This window comes from Streptomyces sp. NPDC002788 (assembly GCF_053592115.1).
On record NZ_JBSFVB010000001.1, the window covers coordinates 205,739 to 225,534 of the forward strand.

A 19,796-nucleotide genomic window follows, 5' to 3' on the forward strand; every position below is an offset into this window, starting at 1 on the left:
TTGCGGCCCCGCGGCCTGCATAGGCTCATCTGCGCCGCCTCGTTCGTACGACTCCCGGGAGGCCCGGCGTGCCCGGAACCGACCTCGAAACCAACGCCGCATCCAGCGCCATGCCGCCTCGGCCCCACCCCGCCTCCCGTCGGCGCACGGCGCTGCTCGCGGGCGGCGCCCTGGCGGCCGCGGCAGCGGTGACCGCGGGTGTGCTGACGGCGGGAGGCTCGGGGAAGAGCACCAAGGCATCGGTCGCGGCCGACGGCCTGCGGCACACCACCGTCGAGATCGCCCCCTCCGACTGCGGACACGGCTGGACTCACCCGGCGCCGGGCCGCCAGGTCTTCGACCTGCGCAACGTCTCCAGCACGGCGGCCGAGGTGTATCTGACCGACCCGACGAGCGGCGCGGTCCACGGGGAAGTCGAGGGGCTCGCCCCGGGCACCGTCCGCCCGATGCCGGTGACCCTCGGCAACGGCTCGTACGCCTTCAAGTGCCTGCCCGACGACGCGGACGCCGTCACCGGCCCCACCGTGCGGGTCACCGGCGCCGATGCGAAGAGCGGACCGGCCGCCGTGCCCGTCTCCCAGCAGGACCTCATCCCGCCCACCCTCGCCTACCAGAAGTGGATCCGGGCCCGCACGGTCGAACTGGCGAAGAAGACCGACGCGCTGCGCGACGCCGTCGACCGAGGCGACCTCATCGCCGCCCGGGCCGCCTGGCTGCCCGCACACCTGGTGTACGAGCGGATGGGCGCCGCGTACGGCACGTTCGGCGATGCCGACTCGGAGATCAACGGGACCACGGCAGGGCTGTCCGGCGGAGTCCACGACCCCCGCTTCGCCGGCTTCCACCGCCTTGAGTACGGCCTGTGGCACGGCGAGTCGGCGAGCGACCTGCGCGGCCCGGCCGACCGGCTCGCCAAGGCCGTCCACGCGCTGCGCGACAGCTGGCCCACCCAGCGGATGGACCCGGCCGATGTCGGCCTGCGCGCGCACGAAATCCTGGAGAACACCTCGCAGTTCGAGCTGACCGGCCGCACCGACTACGGCAGCGGCACCAATCTGGCCACCGCCCGCGCCAACCTCGACGGCACCCGCGTACTGCTCGGCTACCTGCACCCGCTGCTCAAGACCCGCGACAGCGGCCTCGCCGGTCTCGACTCCTGGATGAACCGCACCCAGCACACCCTTGACGCCTTTGACCGCGACGGCCGCTGGACACCGCTGGGCCGACTCACCCGCGCGCAGCGGGAGAAGGTCGACGCGGACGTGGGCGAGCTGGTCGAGCGGCTCGCGGACGTGGCCGCCCTCACCGACGTACGGAGGACCGCGTGAATCGCTTGAACCGCGTAGGCCGCCGGGGCTTCCTGGCGGGGGCGGCCGCCGTGGCCGGCACCGGACTCGTGGCAGCCGACCACGGCGCCGCAACCGCCGCCGCACAGCCCCGCGAAAACGCCGGCATCGCCTTCCACGGGCACCACCAGGCCGGAATCACCACCCCGGCGCAACGCGCCACCGTGTTCGTGTCCTTCGACACGACCACCGAGAACCGCGGTGAACTGGCCGACCTGCTGCGCACGCTCACCGAACGGGCCCGTCTCCTCACCACCGGCGGCAGCCCGGACTCGCTCGGCATCACCGCTCCCCCGGCCGACTCCGGCACCCTCGGCACGGACATCCCGGCCGACCGACTGACCGTCACCGTGGGCGTCGGTGCCTCGCTCTTCGACGACCGCTACGGCCTCGCCGACCGTAAGCCGCACCGCCTCACGGCCATGCCGTCGTTCCCCGACGACGATCTGGACGCCGCCTGGTGCCACGGCGACCTGAGCGTGCAGTTCTGCGCCGCCCACCCGGACACGGTGCTGCACGCCCTGCGCGACGTCACCCGGCACACCCGCGGCGGCATGCAGGTGCGCTGGCGCATGGACGGCTTCGTCAGCCCGCCCCGCCCCTCCGGCACCCCCCGCAACCACATGGGCTTCAAGGACGGCACCGCCAACCCCGACGTGCGCGACGCCCGCGAGATGGACCGCCTGGTGTGGGTGGGTGCCGGTGCCGGGGAGCCGGACTGGGCGGTCGGCGGCAGCTACCAGGTCGTACGACTGATCCGCATGCTGGTCGAGTTCTGGGACCGGGTCTCCCTCACCGAGCAGGAGCGGATGTTCGGCCGTGCCCGCGACACCGGCGCGCCCCTGGACGGACGCCACGAGAGCGACACCCCCAACTACCCGCAGGACCCCAAGGGCGACGTGATCCCCCTGGACAGCCACATCCGGCTGGCCAACCCGCGCACCCCCGTCACCGCCGACCAGCGCATCCTGCGCCGCGCCTACAACTACGACCGCGGCATGGACAGCAACGGCAACCTCGACATGGGCCTGCTGTTCTGCTGCTACCAGCAGGACTTGGCCCGTCAGTTCGAGACCGTGCAGAAGCGGCTGGCAGGCGAACCCCTGGTCGACTATGTCACCCCGTTCGGCGGCGGCTACTTCTTCGCCCTGCCCGGTGTCCGGGACGCGTCCGACTGGCTGGGACGCGGCATGCTGGCTTGATCTCGCCGACGCATACCGGTCAAGAACACTCCAAAAGGCCATGAGCATTTCCTGACCGAACGTTCTCGCTCCCGTCGTTGTCGCTCCCCCGCCCCGCCGCCACGATGGCCCAAGATCCCGTCGTGGATGCCATGGCCACCTACGTCGTGGCAGCGGAACTCATTGCTCTCGGAAGGCGAGACAGCATGATCGGCACAGGAAGAACTCCAGGCGCGCGGAGCCGGTTGGCTCGCGTGGGCGCTCTGCTCGGCGCCGCCGCCCTGGCCACCGCGGGCGGCGCCGTCCCCGCGTCGGCAGCCTCGGCGCACGGCGGCCCCGGCTCCTCCGCCACCAGCACGGCGACGCCGATCAAGCACCTGGTGGTGATCTACGACGAGAACGTCTCGTTCGACCACTACTTCGCCACCTACCCCCAGGCCGCCAACACCGACGGCACCACCTTCAAGGCCGCGGCGCACACCCCCAAGACCGACGACCTCCTCACCGCCGGGCTGCTGACGAAGAACCCGAACCTGTACGCCCCCGAGCGGCTCAGCAGTTCGCAGGCCATGACCTGCGACCAGAACCACTCCTACGGCCCGGAGCAGTACGCGGCCGACGGCGGCAAGGCCGACAAGTACGTCGAGAACACCGAAGTCAGCAAGTGCAGCGGCCTGTTCGGTGAGCCCGGGCTGGTGATGGACTACTACGACGGCAACACCGTCACCGCGCTGTGGAACTACGCCCAGCACTACACCCTCAACGACAGGTCCTTCAGCTCGGTCTACGGCCCCTCCACGCCCGGTGCGCTGAACCTGGTCTCGGGCCAGACCCACGGCGTCATCTCGGTCGACCCGGCCTCCGGCACGGAGAACCCGAAGCAGACCAAGACCCCTGACTCGTACACCGTCGTCTCTCCGAACGCCCAGGGCGTCGGCACGGTCACCAACGACCCCGACCCCGCCTACGACGACTGTGCGGACAAGGACCACACCGCCACCAACGCGCTCGCCGCGATGCAGGGCAAGAACATCGGTGACCTGCTCAACGCCAAGGACGTGACCTGGGGCTGGTTCCAGGGCGGCTTCCGCCCGTCCACCGCGTGGGACGGCAAGCAGGGCGGCTACGCCCAGTGCGGCGGTACGACGCACACCAACGTCGGCGGCGCGGCGGTCGAGGACTACAGCCCGCACCACAACCCGTTCGCGTACTACAAGTCGACGGCCAACCCCCACCACCTGGCCCCGGCGAGTGTCGCCGAGATCGGGCACAGCGGCCGCGCCAACCACAACTACGACCTGAGCGACTTCGACGCCGCCCTCAAGGCCGGCAACCTGCCCGCGGTGAGCTTCCTCAAGGCCGCCGAATACCAGGACGGCCACGCCGGCTATTCCGACCCCGTCGACGAACAGCACTTCCTCGTCAAGGAGATCAACGCGCTCCAGCAGTCCCCGGAGTGGAAGTCCACCGCGGTCGTGGTGGCCTACGACGACTCCGACGGCTGGTACGACCACGTCACCTCCAAGGTGCTGAACGGCTCCACGGACTCCGTCCTCGGCTCCAACGGCAAGGCCCTCGACAGCCCCGCCTGCCAGTCCGGCCCTGCCGCCGCGGGCGGCTACAAGGACCGCTGCGGACCGGGCACCCGCCAGCCGCTGCTGGTCATCTCCCCGTACAGCAAGGTCGACAAGGTCGACCACACCGCCACCGAGCAGACGTCGATCACCCAGTTCATCGAGAACAACTGGCACACCGGCCGCATCGGCGACGCCTCCTTCGACCAGCGCGCCGGCACCCTGACCCACATGTTCGACTTCCGGCGTCCCAACGACCAGCAGGTCCTGCTGAACTCGGACGGCTCGGTCAAGTCGGTGAAGAAGATCCCGCACTACACCCGGACGGCCACGGCCGCCTCCGACAAGACGCCGTACCCGCCGTACATCCAGGACCTCAAGGCACAGAACGTCGCCGACGCCGGCCCGGCCTCCCCGGCCCTGCCGATCACCCTCGGCGCCGGCCTCCTCACTGCCGCAGCCGCAGCAGCCGGCACCGCGTTCACCCTGCACCGCCGCAGGGCTCGCGCCAGGGGCACGACCGCGACCATGTGACCTCTGACGCCCCCACAGCCGGGGCGGCCGTGATTCCGCTCCCCGCGCATCCGACAGCAGCCGTCCCGGTGGTGCCCCGAGTGCCACCGGGACGGCTGCGGCCGTGGAGGAAACGCGGGCGGCGACTCCGCGGCCACCGGTGCCGATCTAGCCCGGTCCGTTGACCCTCGGTCCCGTGCTGGTCGCCGTCGCTCTGGTCGCCCCCGGCTCCGACAGCTCGACGCCCGCCCGAACCGGACCCCGGTGACGATTCCGCCACCGTCCGCTCCGTCCTCACGGGGAGACCTCGAGAGGGCCGGCGGTGTAGGCGCGGGCCTGGACGGGGGTCAAGTCGCCGACGGCCACCAGGCGTCCGAGCACCTCCGCGCGGCGCTCCCGCGCGAGACCCGGATCGCGGAGCGGGTCGTACAGTGACGGTGCCTGGACAAGACCGGCCAGGAGAGCGGCCTGGGGCCACGTCAGCCGGTTCGGGGTGGTGCCGAAGTAGCCGCGGGCGGCGGTCTCCAGTCCGTAGTAGCCGTGACCGAAATAGGCGACCGCGAGATACATCTGGAGGATCGCTGTCTTCGGGTAGTCATGGGCGAGCTTCAGGCCGAGCACCACCTGCTCGACCTGGTCGATGCGCGTCCGTCGGCCGTTGGTGTACAGCATCTTCGCGAGCTGCTGCTCGAGTGTCGCACCACCCCCGTCTCCTCCCCCGCCCTCCAGCCACACCTTGCCCGCCCGCGCGATGCCGACCGGATCGATGCCCGGGTTGCGCCAGAAGCGGGAGTCCTCGGTGGCGACAAGGGCCGCAGCCACCTTGGGCGGCGTCGGAACGGCCATGTCGCTCACCCCCCGCTCGGCGTCCAGCGCACGGACCCGCTGCTCCGCGTCGCTCACTCCGGGGGTGACCGCCAGCAGGGCGGCCCCGCCCGCGGTGCACAGCACAGCCGCCGAAAGCGCCATGACGAGTGTGCCGCGCACACAGCGCCGCAGCCATCCGGGCATGCCTCGGCTGATCACCTCGGCCCCGGCCACAGCGAACACCGTCAGCCCGGCATAGAGGCCGAGCACCACGGCGACGTCGAGCGTGTAGCCGAACGAACGGGCGACGAGCACGAACAGCGTCGCCGCGCCCGCGCCGACACACAGCGCGAGGAAGCGCCGCAGCCGCCCAGGGCCGCCCGCGTTCCGCGAACGTACGAAGGGCGTACCGCGCTGAACCACGCGGACCCGGGTCCCGTCCATGGCGTTCTCACAAGCCCCAAGAAGACCGCGACGACACCGCGTCGGCCGGCAGTCGGCCGGCGCAAGGACGCGCTCCGCAGAGGTACGCCCTGCCGGTCCCGGACCCGCGGCGGTATGCCCGCTCACGGCGAATCGCCGCGGGACGCCCGGCCGCTGAAGCGCCGGCTCCGCCGTCTCGGCGGGAGGTCTTTGTCATGGAACTGAGAGTGCTCCGAGATGATGAGAGCTACCTAAGACTTCCCTGAGAGGTGCGACAAAACCTCGTATGCCCGAAATAAGCATGCCTTCCTGGCCGGGCGTGACCGTTGCGGAGCGGCGCCGCCGCGACCCCGCAGCCACGACAGACGGCTCGGCGAAGCGCGCAGCGCGGCGGGTCCTGCTGATGTCCGCTACGTCGTCTACGGCTTGCGTGCAGCGAGTCGGACGGTGGGCAGCGGGGGCGAGGCGGTGCCTGCGAGGGCGCCGGTCATGGCGTCGCGCCAGATGGGACCGGGGGTGTCGGCGCCGAAGACCTCCTTGTGGAACACGCCGCCGATGGTGATGTCGGTCATGGAGACGTTGTGGGACGGACCGCCGACCCAGACCGCGCCGGCCAGGTTCGAGGTGTAACCGACGAACCACGCGGCCCAGCGGTTGTCGGTCGTACCGGTCTTTCCCGCGCTGTCGCGGCTCTTCAAGCCTGCCTGCCTGCCGGTACCGTCCTCGACCACACCCTTGAGAAGCGTGTTGAGGGTCGCTGCGGTCTTCGGCGACATCGCCCGGTTGCAGGAACTCTGCGGTACCGGTAGCGACTTGCCGCTCGCGTCGGTGATCGATGTGATCGCCACGGGCGTGCAGTGGATCCCCTTGTCGGCGAAGGCGGCGTAGGCGGATGCCATCGTCAGCGGGCTCACTTGCTGGGTGCCCAGGGTGATGGAGGGGACCTGCTGCAGTGGAGCGCCGTTCGCCTGCCGCACGCCGAGCTTCCGTTCCATCCGGACCACCGGACAGATACCGGTCTTGCCGATGAGCTGGACGAAGTAGGTGTTGACCGACAGGGCCATCGCCTTCTTCATGTTCATCGGGCCGACCTCCGACTTGTCCTCGTTGGACAGCGGCGGATCGGTGGGATTGCGCACCCACGGCTTGCCGCAGGTGCTCACCGGACTGGGGTAGTTCATCGAATACGGCGCCGACAGCACGGTGTTGGGGTCGGTACCGCCGTCGATCGCCGCGGCGGCGGTGATCGGCTTGGACGTCGAGCCTGACTGGAAGCCGGTTCCACCGCCCATGTCATGGTCGACGCTGAGGTTGATCTGTGTCTCGTTCTTGCCGAAGCCGTACGGGCGCGACTGTCCCATCGCCAGGATCCTGCCGGTGCCGGGCTGGACGAGCGTGACGGCCGTGGCGACGGAGTCGGTCTTGTGCACGTGCCGGGTGATGGATGCCTGGACGGCGTCCTGGGCCTTGGGGTCCAGGGTGGTCCTGATGGTCAGGCCGCCGGTGTTCCAGCGCTGAGCGCGCTCTTGCGCGGTCCTGCCGAAGACGGGGCTGCTGAGGAAGGCCTCGCGGACGTAGTCACAGAAGAAGCCGGCACCGCGCACGGCGGTGATGCAGCCGTTCTCGGGCGTGGTGACCTTCAGGCCGAGAGGTTGTTTCTTGGCGGTGTCGGCCTGCGCCTGGGTGATGTCGTGCACGTCGGCCATGCGCTGCAGGACGATGTCGCGGCGGTCGCGGGCGGCTTGGGGGTGCTTGATCGGGTCGTACAGCGTGGTCCCGTTGACGACGCCGGCCAAGAGGGCGGCCTGCGGGAGCGTGAGGTCCTCGGCGTGCGTGCTGAAGTAGCGTTCGGAGGCCGCCTCGATGCCGAAGGACTGCTCCCCGAACGACACGATATTGAGGTAGTTCTCCAGGATCTTTTTCTTACCGAGTTCCTTCTCGACCTCGATCGCGTACTTGAGTTCCCGGATCTTGCGGCCGAGGGTCGGCGAGGTGGCCTGGGCCACGGCGGTCGGATCGTCACCCGCCTCTTCGATGAGGACGTTCTTGACGTACTGCTGGGTCAGCGTCGAGGCGCCCTGCGCGGCGCCGCCCGCCTCGGTGTCCCTCACGACCGCTCGGAGCACGCCCTTGGGGTCGATGGGACCGTGCTGCCAGAAGCGGACGTCCTCGACGGCGACGATGGCCTTCCGCATGACCGGGCTCATCCGGCTGAGCGGGACCACGGTCCTGTCCCGGGAGTAGACGGTCGCGATGAGGTCGCCGTCGGCGTCCAGGATGTGTGACGCCTGACTCAGCGGCGGACGTTCGAGGTCGCCGGGCAAACGGTCGAAGCCGGTCGCCACGCCCTTGGCGGACAGTCCGATCACGCCGGTGGTCGACAGCACGATGCCGGCCAGCACGATTCCGGCCAGTGCGCTCACGCCGAGAAACTTCAACGTCTGCGCGGCCGTCGTTCCCGAGGATGTGGCTGATGCCCGCGATCGCGCGGATCGGGCCCGGCCCGAACGCATGTACCTCATGGCGCGCAGCGTACGTCGCGATGTTATGAGCGCTTCCGCAGCCCGCCTTACGCAGCGAAGGCACAGCGGCGCCGGCGGCGAGAGTGCCCAGCACTGACTGCGGCTGCGGACCGAACGGGACAAGCCGCGGACGCGCAGACGTGCTTGGCTCCTTCGCAGCCGCGGCCCGCGCACGGGCCGAGCACCTGCCCGCCGGCCGTCAGCCGTGTGACCGCCGGCACCACATGGGCAGGGCGGTTCCGCGCCGCGCCGTCGCGGAGGTCACCCGGATCGCGGTATGGAGGTCACCGCGCGGGCGGGGGGGCCGGTTGTGCGATTCGGGACCGTCAGGGCGCTGACCTCGCGACCTTGGGCGACATCGCGTATGCCTGAGTCGGCGTCATGGGAACACCGTTGATCTCGACGGTGTCTTCGGTACTCACCTGCCCGCAGGTGTCGGCCCGGTCCGCGGTCTCGGCGTGCGCACTGGACAGAGCCTGCCGGGTGCCGGCTGCCGAGGGGGCGCCACCGGCGGAGTGCGGGAAGGTGCTGCCGCTGCTCCAGTCGGAGCCGATCAGGAGCGTCACCCCGGAGACGTTGCCGTCCTGCTTCAGGCGACTGCCGGGAATCTTCAAGGCCGCGGCCACCGCCTGGGCGTCCGCCTGCCGGCCCGGCGGGTACTCGACGTCGGTCGCCGACGCCGACGTAGGGGCGTTGGAAGCGGTGGTCCCCGGGCTGAAGCCGTCGCCGAGGAGGTCCTGGGCGACGGCTGCGGCTAGCCCTGTCACACCGCTGCCGTTCTCGACCTGCACGGCGATCCGGGAGTGCGGGATTCCGGACTGCGCCGAGGTGTGCGAAGGCGTCGGATTCGCGGTCGACGATTTCCCCGAACTGCCCTCCGTCACCGACTGATCGTTGATGATCATGTTGAACAGGTTCTGCGCGTCCGGCCCCACGAGGACCCGGCTGCGGTTGGCGGGATCGGGCATGGTCTGCATGGTGGTGAACGTGATCCGCTTCGTCGGAACCTGGTTGAGCGCCTCGGCCAGGCCGATCAGCTTGGTGACGCTGTCCAGCCCGGTGTCCACCGTGAGGGCCTTGGTCGCCGCGTTCGCGATGCCGTAGAGAGCGGCCGGGTTCGCGAGCGTGCCGGCGCTGTGCAACGTGCGCATCAGCGCACTCAGATACTCGTGCTGCGCGTACGTACGGCCCAGATCGCTGCCGTCGCCGAACCCGTGCCGGGTCCGCAGCCACTGCAGTGCGGCCGTCCCCTTCAGGGTGTGATCGCCCTTGGACAGCTTCAGATGCGAGTACGGGTCGTAGATGTTGTCGTCGACGCAGACCTGAACTCCGCCCACCGCGTCGGACATGCTCACCACACCGGAGAAGTCGATCACGGCGAAATGGTCGATCGGAATGCCCGTGAGATGGTGAACGGCGGCCACCTGACAGGCCGGGCCGTACTGCAGCGCACTGTTGATCGCTCCGGTGTAGCCGGACTCCGACGTGTGGTTCTGGCTGTCCTTGCACGCCGGGATATCGCTGACGGTGTCCCGCGGCACGCTCATGACGGTGGCGTTGGAGTGGTCGCCGGATATGTGCACGACCATCTCGACGTCCGCGTTCTGCCCCGCTCCGCAGTCGCCGCCGAGCTTGCAGTCCGAAGCACCGGCACGGGAATCCGAACCGATCAGCAGGACGTTGACGGGCCTGCCACCGGACGCGTCGGCCTTCTCCGTGCCACCGGCACCCGACAGCGGTACCGACTTGATGTTGCTGTTCAGATGCTCGTACAGCATGTCCCCCACGCCGACCGCCAGCACGAGCAGCACACAGGCGACGATGCCGAGCTTCTTGGCCATCCGACGCCGCGCCCGCCGCGCCCTGCGGCTGTGCACCCGGCGGTGATCGCCCGAGCGGCCGTGTCGTGACGTGTCCACCCCGGACCGTTGGTCACGCGTGCGGGTTCTGGCCGACCCGCGTCGACCATGTGAAATGTCCGTCATGTCTCACCGTCACGGGGTCGAGCCGGTCACTTCGGCGCTGATTGGACGCCGAGCCGCACCCAGGCGATGCGTCGACGAGCCTCTTTTCGTAGCAGACGGTGCAACCGGGCTGATCGTTCCGGCCGGCGGCGTGACGCATATCGCCTTTCGCCTTCACTGGGGCCCACTGGCGCAGAGATGCCGACGGTGCCTACGCGCGGGGGGCGCACGCCGTCGGGGCCCTGGCGCACGGAGACCCCGGCGTCGAGGGCGTATCCAGGGGGCCGCGCACCACCTGGTTGGTGGATGAGGCCGCGAAAACCCTTGCGACCTCAGGCCGAAGCGAACTCGCCGGCGTCTCCTGTGCCCTTGGCACGGCGGCCGCGCAGCAGCAGCCGCCTGGCGGGGCGTTCCAGACCCTCGTACAAGGCCCAGGACAACCCCAGCGCCACGGTGAACGCGACGAGGGTGGCGGTCAGCGCGGGCAGCACCCCGAAGTGCGGGGAGGTGCCGAGCAGGTGGGTGCCGATCCGCAGCACCAGGAGATGGATCATGTAGAAGGCGAAGGAGAGTTCCCCCAGCCGCACCAGCCTTCGGTGCCGCCACAGCGAGGGGAGGCCACGCAGGTCGGCGACGGCCGCCGCCGGGATGAGCAGGGCGAAGCCGATGACGGTGCAGGTGGTGGCCGGGTATCCGGCGGGGACCTGGGGGACCAGGAAGTAGCCGATGATCGCCACAGCGAGTGAGGCCTCCAGGCTCGGCCCCCGCCAGCGGCCGAGACTGACCACGCGGGCGACGGCCGCACCGAGGACGAACTCGGGGAAGCGGGCCGCGGGGAAGGAGTAGAGCGGCTGGCCCAGCCAGTGGTGCGCGTCCGACCAGGCCAGCACCAGCACCGCCAGCACCGATGCCCCGGCCAGGACGGCCGATCCCCGGGCCCCCAGGCGTCGCAGCCAGAGAGCCAGCAGCGGGAAGACGGCATAGAAGAAGGCCTCGCAGGCCAGCGACCAGCTGACGGGATCCAGCGTCTGCCACCAGGGGCGCCACCAGGAATGCAACAGCAGCACATTGGCCAGTGCCTGATACAGGCTGGGCTTCGCCTGATGGGCCAGGGTGAATCCCATGATCATCGCGATCGCGGCGGTGACGAGGTGGACCGGATAGATCCGGGCGATACGCCGCCACCAGAACGCCCGCGCGCGGTCGCCCGGCCGTGCGGACCACATCAGGACGAAGCCGGAGAGGATGAAGAAGAACGACACCCCGGTGGCCCCGGCCCCGAACCCCCACGCCTCGATACGCCCGCCGGTACCCGTGAAATATCCGAAGTTGCGCACGTGCAGCCCGAAGACCAGCAGTGCGGCCATCCATCTCAGTCCCGTGAGTGACGGCAGTGAGGGCACCGGAGTTGTGGGGGCGGCCTCGACTGCGGTCGCTGTGGCGGGCGGCGTCCGGGTTGCCCCGGTCGCCGCCATCACGTCACCTGCCGAGGGTTGTGCGTGTGAGGCATGAGCGTGAGCCTTGCCCGAACATCACCTTTCATTCCGGGCTCGTGGGGAGCATCACATCGGCGGGGGCCGCCCCTCACGGTTCCGCACGCCGAGCTTCTCGTTTCACCCGTTCACGCAGTCCGCCCAGAGGGCCGCCAAGCGCGACCAGGCAGGCCGGCCGCCCACCGTGGGGCCGCGGCGCCGGTCGCCCCGCGCCCGTACCCGGCGCCCTGACGGCGGTGATCGCGCCGGCCGTGCCCAGCGCCGTGCGCGCGCCGCGGCGGTCAGCTCTTGAGGTACGGCCTGTTCGACGCGGCGGGCGGCCGTACCCGGCCGACCAGGCCGGCGACGGCGAAGATGGTCGCCAGGTACGGCGCCATCGCCAGGAACTGGCTCGGGATCGGCGTACCGAGCGAGCCGAAGGAGTCGTTCAGCCCGGTGGCGAAGCCGAACAGCAGGGCCGCTCCCATGGCGCCCAGCGGGGACCAGCGGCCGAATATCAGCGCGGCCAGGGAGATGAACCCCATGCCGGAGGAGATGTTCTTGGTGAACGCCCCTACCTGGCCGATCGTCAGCCATACACCGCCGAGCCCGGAGATCGCGCCGGCCATGACGACATTGCGGTAGCGCGTGCCGAGGACCTTGACGCCGACGGTGTCGGCCGCCGTCGGGTGCTCGCCGACAGCCCGGGTGCGCAGGCCCCAGCGGGTGCGGAACAGCGCGATGTGCACCACCGCGGTGAGGACGTAGGTGGCGTAGCACAGCACGTTCTCGTCGAAGAGCACGGGGCCGATGAGCGGGATGTCCGCGAGGCCCGGGACGCGGATCGCGTTGAAGATCGGCGGGTTGTTGTACGTGGCTGAGTCCGAGGACATCAGCCGGTCGAACAGGAACCCGGTGAGCCCGCCGGCCAACAGGTTCAGCACGACACCGAGCACCACCTGCTCGATGTGGTAGCGGTTGGCGAAGACCGCGAGCAGGGCCCCCATGAGCACGCCCCCCAGGCAGCCGGCGAGCACGCCCGCCCACAGCGAGTGGGTCATCGTGGCGGCCATGGCGGCGGCGAACGCTCCGACGAGGAACTGGCCCTCGATGGCGATGTTGACCACTCCGGACCGTTCGCAGATCGCGCCGCACAGCGCGCCGAGGGTCAGGGGGACGGCCGCCACGAGGGTGTTCTGCAGGATGCCCGCGATGTTGACGGACCCGGCTTGCCGGCCCGCGGCGGCCCAGACCATGAAGGCCAGGACGAAGGCGATCAGGTAACCGAGCGTCAGCAGTCGTCGTACCCGAACGCCGACGGGCACGGTCGCGCGCACCAGCCCGCAGAGGAGGCTCACGGTCGCGAGAGAGGCCGCGGTGGCCTGCGCCGGCACGGTCAGGTCGCCCAGCTGGGCGCCGCTCTGGCCGAGCAGCGCGAGGCCGAAGACGGCCTTCGCCCCGTGGGCCGTCCGGCTCCCCAGTGCGAACGCCCACAGCCCGTACGCACCGGCCAGGGCCTGGGCCACGCCCACTGTCCGGTCGTTGCGTCCGGTGCGCGGGCGAGGCGGCGCGGCGGCGATGGATACGGCGGTCACGAGGCTGCCTCCGGAAGCGGCGAAGCGGGGGTCGGTGCGGCGGGGCCGGGCGCGGCCGGGGCGGGCCCGTCGGCGCGCGAGGCGCGCAGCCGGAAGATCTCCTGAATGAGCCGGGGCGCCGCCACGAAGATCACGATCAGGGCCTGGACGATCTCGACGATCTCGACCGGGATGCCCGCGCTCGCCTGCATGGTGGCCGAGCCGGCGTCCAGCGCGCCCCACAGCAGCGACGCTCCCACGACGCCCCACGGACTCGTGCGGCCGAGCAGCGCGACCGTGATGGCGTCGAAGCCGAGGTTCGCGTCGAGGTTCGGGGTGAGCGCGGCGGACGCGGACGGCGCGGCGAGCACCTGGTACATGCCGACGAGGCCGAACAGCAGGCCCGACAGCGCCAGAGCGGTGACCTGCACACGGCGGACGCTGATGCCGGCGGTGCGCGCGGCGTCGGGGTTCAGGCCCACGGCCCGGATCTCGAACCCGCTGGCGGAACGTTTCAGCAGCCACGCCACGGCGACGGCGGCGGCGAGCGCGAGCGGCAGGCCGAGGGTCGGTGCCAGGGCGGACCCGAAGATGTGCGGCAGCTGCGCGTCGGCGTCCACCGACTTGGAGATCGCCTGCCCACTGGCGGTCGGGTCGTGGAACTCCCTGGTGTTGATGACCCAGTTCAGCAGGTACAGCGCCACGTAGTTGAGCATGATCGTGACGATCACCTCGTGGGCGCCTCGGTACGCCTTCAGCAGTCCGGCGACGGCGCCGTAGAGCACGCCGCCGAGCGCGCCCGCGAGGACGGCCGCGAGGAGGTGGACGCCGACCGGCAGATGCCAGGCGAAGCCGACCCAGCAGGACGCGATCGCGCCGAAGATCAGCTGCCCCTGGCCGCCGATGTTGAACAGGCCCGCGCGGAAGGCGACGGTGACGGCCAGGCCGCCGAAGAGGAGCGGCGTGGCCCGGGCGAGGGTGTCCGTGAGGGGCTTGAGGATCAGCGTGAGCGAACCCTGGGTCAGCGTGTCCGGCCGCAGGATCGCGCCGTCGAACAGCGCGCCGTAGCCGGAGGCGATCTCCTTCCAGGTGGCGGACAGCGTGTAGCCGGGCGCCACGAAGACGTAGTTCCACGCCGCCAGCGTCTGCGGGTCGGAGACCACCATGAGGACCGCGCCCGCCACCAGGGCCACGACGACGGCGAGCACCGTGACGAGCGTGGAGTTCTGCGCGGTGAACACGGCGCGGGCCAGCGCGCCCAGGTCGCTTCCCCTCTTGGGGCCGGTCCGGGCATGCGCGGTGTCCGGCGGGAGGCCGTCGGTGCCGTGCGGGGCCTTCTGGTCGGGCCGGGTCATGGCTGTCTCCGTTCCGCGGCCTGCTCCTCGGCCGCGTCCTCGGTGATCCCCGCCATGAGCAGTCCGAGCTCTTCGCGGGAGGTGTCCGGTGGCACCACCGCCACGATCCGGCCGCGGTACATCACGGCGATCCGGTCGGCGAGGGCCGCCACTTCGTCGAGTTCGGTCGACACGACGACGACCGGGCATCCGCGGTCGCGCTGGGCCACGATCTGCTGGTGGATGAACTCCATCGCGCCCACGTCCACACCGCGGGTGGGCTGGGAGGCGACGAGCAGCCGCAGTGGCCGGGACATCTCCCGTGCCACGACGACCTTCTGCTGGTTGCCGCCGGAGAGCGTGCCGGCGGGCACGGCGGGTGACAGGGCCCGGATGTCGTACTCGGCGATACGGGCGGTGGCGTTGCGGCCGATCTCGGCCAGGTCCAGCGACAGACCGCGGGAGAACGGCGCGCTGTCGTACAGGTCGAGGACCAGGTTCTCCGCGACCGTGAAGTCGCCGACGAGGCCGTCGTGCGAGCGGTCCTCCGGGATGAATCCGACCCCTGCGGCAAGGGCCTCGCGGGGCGTGCGGCCGACCAGCTCGGTGCCGTCCAGGAGGATCGAGCCGGTCGCCTCGCGCAGGCCGAGGATCGCCTCGGCCAGTTCCGACTGGCCGTTGCCCTGCACCCCGGCGATGCCGAGGATCTCCCCGGCCCTGACCGTGAACGTCACGTCGTCGACCACGGCGGCACCGCCGTCACGCACGGTCAGGTCCGTGACCTGCAGGGCGGGGTCGCCGGGCGTGGCCGGGGCCTTGTCGACGACCAGCCGCACGGCGCGCCCCACCATGAGGGCGGCCAGTTCCGCCTCGCTCATCGAGGGGTCCGCGGAGCCCACGACCTGGCCGCGCCGGATGACGGTGATCCGGTCCGCGATGGCCTTGACCTCTTTCAGCTTGTGCGTGATGAAAAGGATCGACGTCCCCGACTGCCGCAGCATGTCCATGACCGTGAACAGCTCGTCGATCTCCTGAGGGGTCAGGACGGCCGTCGGCTCGTCCAGGATCAGCACCCGGGCGTCCCGCATCAGGGCCTTGATGATCTCCACGCGCTGCTGGACCCCGACCGGCAGGTCCTCGACGAGCGCGTCCGGGTCGACGGCGAGCCCGTAACGTTCGGACACCGCGCGCACGTCGCTGCGGGCCCGGCGGCGGTGGAGCCAGCCCAGGGGGCCGGCCTGCTCGTCGCCGAGGACCACGTTCTCGGTGACGGTGAACACCGGCACCAGCATGAAGTGCTGGTGCACCATGCCGATCCCGGCGGCGATCGCGTCCCGCGGTCCGTGGAACGTCCGCGGCTCGCCGTCGATCAGCAACTGGCCCTCGTCGGGCTGGTGGAGCCCGTAGAGGACGTTCATGAGCGTCGACTTGCCGGCCCCGTTCTCGCCCAGCAGGCAGTGGATCTCGCCGGGTTCCACGGTCAGGTCGATGTGGTCGTTGGCGACCAGCGGGCCGAACCGCTTGGTGATGCCGCGCAGTTCCAGGCGCACGGTTCTCCTTCGGTGGCGGGCCTGTCGCCGGGTGGCGCGCGGTGCGCCCGCCCGGCGACGTGACCGGCCGGTCTGTCAGCTGGTGGGCTGGTTGCGCGAGGTGATCTTGATCTTGCCCGCGATGATCTCCGCCTTGATCTTGTCGATCTCGGAGGTCAGCGAGGCCGGGACCTTGGACGCGAAGTCGTGGTACGGCGCGAGTCCGGTGCCGCCGTCGGCGAGCGTGCCGACGTACGGCTTGGCGCTGAACTGCCCGGACGCCGTGTCCTTCACGGTGGCGTCGACCGTGTTGGCGATGCCCTTCTGCACGGTGCTGATCAGCACCCCGCAGTACTGGGCGGCGGACACGCAGCCGTCGGTGTCGACCCAGATGGCGTTGAGCGCGCCGTTGCTCGCCTTGGCCTGCGCGAGCCCGCCGAGGCCGGCGTTCCCGGCGACGGGGAAGACGATGTCGGCGCCCTGCTGCTGGAACGTCGCCGTGAGCTGCTTGCCGGCGTTCTGGTCGGTGAAGGAGTTGACGAAGGAGCCCTGCTGGGTCTTCTCGTTCCAGCCCAGCACCTTGACGTTCTTGCCGTGCTGCTTGTCGTAGTACTGGACGCCCTCCCAGAAGCCGTCCATGTAGACGTCGACGGTCGGCATGTTCTCGCCACCCCAGGTGGCGACCTTGCCGGTCTTCGTCATGCCGGCGGCCAGGTAGCCGCCGAGAAAGGCGCTCTGGGCGGTGTTGTACTCGATGCCGCGCACGTTGGAGCCGTGACTGCCGTTGTCGACGATCGCGAATTTCTGCTTGGGGTGGGACTTGGCTGCCGCGTTCGTCGCGTTGGCCATGTCGTAGCCGACGGTCAGAATGATCCCGCAGCCCTTGCCGATGAACGAGTTGATGTTCGCCACGTAGTCGTTCTCGCTCGTGGACTGAGCGACCGAGACCGTCGCGGTACCGGCCGCCTTGGCCCGCTGCATGCCGGCCCAGGCGGACTGGTTGAACGACTTGTCGTCCAGACCGCCGGTGTCGGTCACCATGCAGGCGCTGAACTTGGCGGCCGCCGGGGCGGCGGACGAGCCAATGCTGCTGGTGGGCGGCGCCTTGGTCGCGCAGCCGGCGGTGAGCAGCGCCGCTGTCGCCGTCAGAGCAGCGAAACGGAGCGTTCTGTTCACGGCATCTCCTCGCCTGATGATCGTTCCCGGTCGGCGAGGAAGGCACCCTTGCTCGTTCACGTCCGACCACCCCGCGCAGTGGGCCGGGCGCGGGATGAACGGCACGGTAACGCGCGTAGAAGCGCGGTTACGCAAGATTTGGCGGGCGTTGAGAATTCGAGGGAATACCGTGGACAATCCGTTGACGGTCGTTGTGTGTCACATAACCTCCGGCGGTGATACCGCACGGGCTGAACGCCGGCTTTCCGTCGCCCAGGGGAGCCCGGGCCGAGGACGCGCCGTCGTCATGTCCGAGGACCACCGCACCACCGGTTCGTCGTGGGCCATTCTTTGATCATTGTTGACAGGACAAGTGTGTCGGCCTGCTAGCCGTGAGGGCTAGCCTCCCCACGTCCGCACCCCCTGTCCCACCCCCCACCTGAGGTGGCGGACACGCAAGTCCCCTTTCGGCCTCAAGGAAGGACTCTGATGGCACGCACCATCAGACGGTGGCTGCTCGCGGGGGTGGGCACCCTCAGTCTCGCGGCGGCGGGCGCCGTGCCCGCGACGAGCGCGGCCTACCAGACGATCTATCCGCAAGTACGGCCGACGGTGGCCGACTACAGGCAGGTGACGACCGGTCAGACACCGCCGACCCAGCCCCAGTGCGCGTCAGTGGGACGCCGCTGCTTCACTCCCCAGGCCATTCAGGCGGCCTACAACGTGGGCCCGCTGCACTCCGCCGGGAACGACGGACGCGGTCAGACGATCGCCATCGTCGACTCCTACGGCAGCGACACCATGGCCCACGACCTGCATGTCTTCGACCAGGCATTCGGCATCGCGCCCATGTGCGGGGAAGAGGGCGTCAGCTGTGCGTCCGGCATGCCGACCTTCAGCGAGCTTCACCTGCAGGGCTCGCCCGCCACCAAAGCGCCGCCGTCCACGGGCAACAGCCCCGGGCAGGAGGACAAGAGCGCGTGGGCGCTGGAGGTGGCTCTCGACGTCGAGACCGCCCATGCCATGGCACCCGGCGCCAACATCCTGCTGGTGACCACCCCGACCGCCGAGACCCTCGGGGTGCAGGGCCTGCCTCAGATGATGGCTGCCGAGCAGTACGTCGTCGAGCATCACCTCGCGACCGTCATCTCGCAGTCGTTCGCCTCCGCGGAGGGTGCCTTCGGCAGCGCCCGGTCGCTCGAGAACCTGCGCTACGCCTTCAAATCGGCGGCACAGAACGGCGTCACCGTTCTCGGCTCGTCGGGTGACGACGGCAGCGCCGGCTCGGCCAAGACACCGGTGGGCCAGGGCGGGACGACGCTCTCCGGTCCCGCTGTCGAGTGGCCGGCGTCCGATCCGCTGGTCACCGGAGTGGGTGGCACGAACCTGTGCACCGCCCCGGGTGCCACCAGCGGCAGGGTCGTCGACAGCGTCTCTCCGCCGGGGGCCTGCCAGAACGCCTCCGGCCAGTCGGAGATCGGCTGGACCGGCTCCGGCGGCGGCTACAGCAGCGTCTTCGCCAAGCCGGACTACCAGTCGGGCGTGCTGCCGGCCGGCAGCACGGCCATCGGCGCCATGCGCGGCGTTCCGGACATCTCCCTTCAGGCGAGCCCGTCGACGGGAGCGCTGGTGTACCTGTCCCTCCCGCCCGACGGCCAGAGCGGGCTGAAGTGCGGCAGCACACCGTGCAGCACGGGCTGGTACGACATCGGCGGCACGTCGCTGGCGTGTCCCCAGTGGGCGGGCCTGGTCTCCATCGCCGCCCAGATCAACCACGGCGGACTCGGGCAGATCAACCCGGCTCTGTACAAGCTCGCGTCCGACCCGGCCGGCTACGCGGCCGACTTCAACGACGTCACCGTGGGCAACAACACCGCCGAGACGTCGGTCCCGGGCTACTCGGCCGGCCCAGGATGGGACCCCGTCACCGGACTGGGCACGCCGAACGCGGCAAAGCTCCTGCCCGACCTGGTCAGCGCCGTGCACGGCGGCTGACCTTCCGGGCCCCAGCCGGGCAGCGCGCCGTCGGCCGACGGCGTGCTGCCCGTTGCCCTGCCTGGCGCGGAAATCCGTGTCCGGCCCCCTCGGTTCCGCACTTTCGCCCTCGACGAGTCCGGCGCCGGCATCCGCCGACCGCCAGTTCGTCCTGGGGGGAGGAAGGCCGCCCCTGCGGCTGGGACGCCTGGTCGACCAGACCCGCTCCGCGATCGCCGGTAGCCGGTAGCCGGTAGCCGCGAAAGCATGCGTGGCAGTCACCGCGGGGGCGGTACGGGTGCCGTCTCCGACCCGCTCCTCGGGAACCGGCACCGAGCAGTCCGCCGACGAAGCCGCGCCCGACGCCCTGGCAACGCACAGCGCGCTGCCGGCCCGGGCCCGCCGTCAAGCCGATCAGCTCGTTCAGG

The 19,796-nt window shown here is 70.4% G+C and carries 12 protein-coding genes; 4 read left to right on the top strand and 8 right to left on the bottom strand.

Annotation, left to right across the window (positions count from 1 at the left end):
* Positions 1–110: 110 nt before the first annotated feature.
* From ACWD1U_RS00920 to ACWD1U_RS00930, 3 genes are all read left to right on the top strand, one after another.
* Positions 111–1,328, top strand: a complete 1,218-nt coding sequence (locus tag ACWD1U_RS00920; RefSeq protein WP_451103951.1) for an EfeM/EfeO family lipoprotein — start codon at positions 111–113, stop codon at positions 1,326–1,328.
* Entirely contained in the window at positions 1,325–2,548 is a 1,224-nt protein-coding gene (gene efeB / locus ACWD1U_RS00925) for an iron uptake transporter deferrochelatase/peroxidase subunit (protein ID WP_451103533.1), read from the top strand. Before ACWD1U_RS00920 ends, efeB begins: the two co-directional genes overlap by 4 nt.
* 185 nt (positions 2,549–2,733) lie before the next feature.
* Positions 2,734–4,635, top strand: coding sequence for a phospholipase C (locus ACWD1U_RS00930; protein WP_451103534.1), 1,902 nt, complete (start codon positions 2,734–2,736; stop codon positions 4,633–4,635).
* Between the two features lie 273 nt (positions 4,636–4,908).
* Here ACWD1U_RS00930 and ACWD1U_RS00935 read toward each other — a convergent pair whose 3' ends face one another.
* The 8 genes from ACWD1U_RS00935 to ACWD1U_RS00970 form a co-directional block, all read right to left on the bottom strand.
* Positions 4,909–5,865 carry a transglycosylase domain-containing protein gene (locus ACWD1U_RS00935; protein WP_451103535.1) on the bottom strand — a complete coding sequence of 319 codons (957 nt, stop codon included), beginning with the start codon at positions 5,863–5,865 and terminating at the stop codon, positions 4,909–4,911.
* A 398-nt stretch (positions 5,866–6,263) separates the two neighbouring features.
* Positions 6,264–8,357 (bottom strand): transglycosylase domain-containing protein, encoded by a 2,094-nt coding sequence (locus ACWD1U_RS00940; protein ID WP_451103952.1) that lies wholly within the window; start codon positions 8,355–8,357, stop codon positions 6,264–6,266.
* A 335-nt stretch (positions 8,358–8,692) separates the two neighbouring features.
* Positions 8,693–10,207, bottom strand: a complete 1,515-nt coding sequence (locus ACWD1U_RS00945; RefSeq protein WP_451103536.1) for an LCP family protein — start codon at positions 10,205–10,207, stop codon at positions 8,693–8,695.
* Between the two features lie 455 nt (positions 10,208–10,662).
* Positions 10,663–11,805, bottom strand: coding sequence for an acyltransferase family protein (locus ACWD1U_RS00950; protein WP_451103537.1), 1,143 nt, complete (start codon positions 11,803–11,805; stop codon positions 10,663–10,665).
* Positions 11,806–12,104: 299 nt separating this feature from the next.
* On the bottom strand, positions 12,105–13,397 hold the full coding sequence (locus ACWD1U_RS00955; protein ID WP_451103538.1) for an ABC transporter permease: 1,293 nt from the start codon (positions 13,395–13,397) through the stop codon (positions 12,105–12,107).
* On the bottom strand, positions 13,394–14,731 hold the full coding sequence (locus ACWD1U_RS00960; RefSeq protein WP_451103539.1) for an ABC transporter permease: 1,338 nt from the start codon (positions 14,729–14,731) through the stop codon (positions 13,394–13,396). The genes ACWD1U_RS00955 and ACWD1U_RS00960 overlap by 4 nt, the downstream gene beginning before the upstream one ends.
* Positions 14,728–16,260, bottom strand: coding sequence for an ABC transporter ATP-binding protein (locus ACWD1U_RS00965; protein ID WP_451103540.1), 1,533 nt, complete (start codon positions 16,258–16,260; stop codon positions 14,728–14,730). Before ACWD1U_RS00965 ends, ACWD1U_RS00960 begins: the two co-directional genes overlap by 4 nt.
* 75 nt (positions 16,261–16,335) lie before the next feature.
* Complete coding sequence (locus tag ACWD1U_RS00970; protein ID WP_451103541.1) at positions 16,336–17,415, bottom strand: BMP family lipoprotein; 1,080 nt, start codon at positions 17,413–17,415, stop codon at positions 16,336–16,338.
* 468 nt (positions 17,416–17,883) lie between these two features.
* Between ACWD1U_RS00970 and ACWD1U_RS00975 the strand changes: the two genes are divergently transcribed.
* Positions 17,884–19,389 (top strand): S53 family peptidase, encoded by a 1,506-nt coding sequence (locus ACWD1U_RS00975; protein ID WP_451103542.1) that lies wholly within the window; start codon positions 17,884–17,886, stop codon positions 19,387–19,389.
* Positions 19,390–19,796 lie beyond the last annotated feature (407 nt).

Excerpts from the sequence above, each read along its gene's own strand:
- ACWD1U_RS00940 (WP_451103952.1), bottom strand. The coding sequence starts at position 8,357 with ATGCGTTCGGGCCGGGCCCGATCCGCGCGATCGCGGGCATCAGCCACA.
- ACWD1U_RS00960 (WP_451103539.1), bottom strand. The coding sequence starts at position 14,731 with ATGACCCGGCCCGACCAGAAGGCCCCGCACGGCACCGACGGCCTCCCG.
- ACWD1U_RS00930 (WP_451103534.1), top strand. The coding sequence starts at position 2,734 with ATGATCGGCACAGGAAGAACTCCAGGCGCGCGGAGCCGGTTGGCTCGC.
- ACWD1U_RS00920 (WP_451103951.1), top strand. The coding sequence starts at position 111 with ATGCCGCCTCGGCCCCACCCCGCCTCCCGTCGGCGCACGGCGCTGCTC.
- ACWD1U_RS00945 (WP_451103536.1), bottom strand. The coding sequence starts at position 10,207 with ATGGCCAAGAAGCTCGGCATCGTCGCCTGTGTGCTGCTCGTGCTGGCG.
- ACWD1U_RS00975 (WP_451103542.1), top strand. The coding sequence starts at position 17,884 with ATGGCACGCACCATCAGACGGTGGCTGCTCGCGGGGGTGGGCACCCTC.
- ACWD1U_RS00935 (WP_451103535.1), bottom strand. The coding sequence starts at position 5,865 with ATGGACGGGACCCGGGTCCGCGTGGTTCAGCGCGGTACGCCCTTCGTA.
- ACWD1U_RS00950 (WP_451103537.1), bottom strand. The coding sequence starts at position 11,805 with ATGGCGGCGACCGGGGCAACCCGGACGCCGCCCGCCACAGCGACCGCA.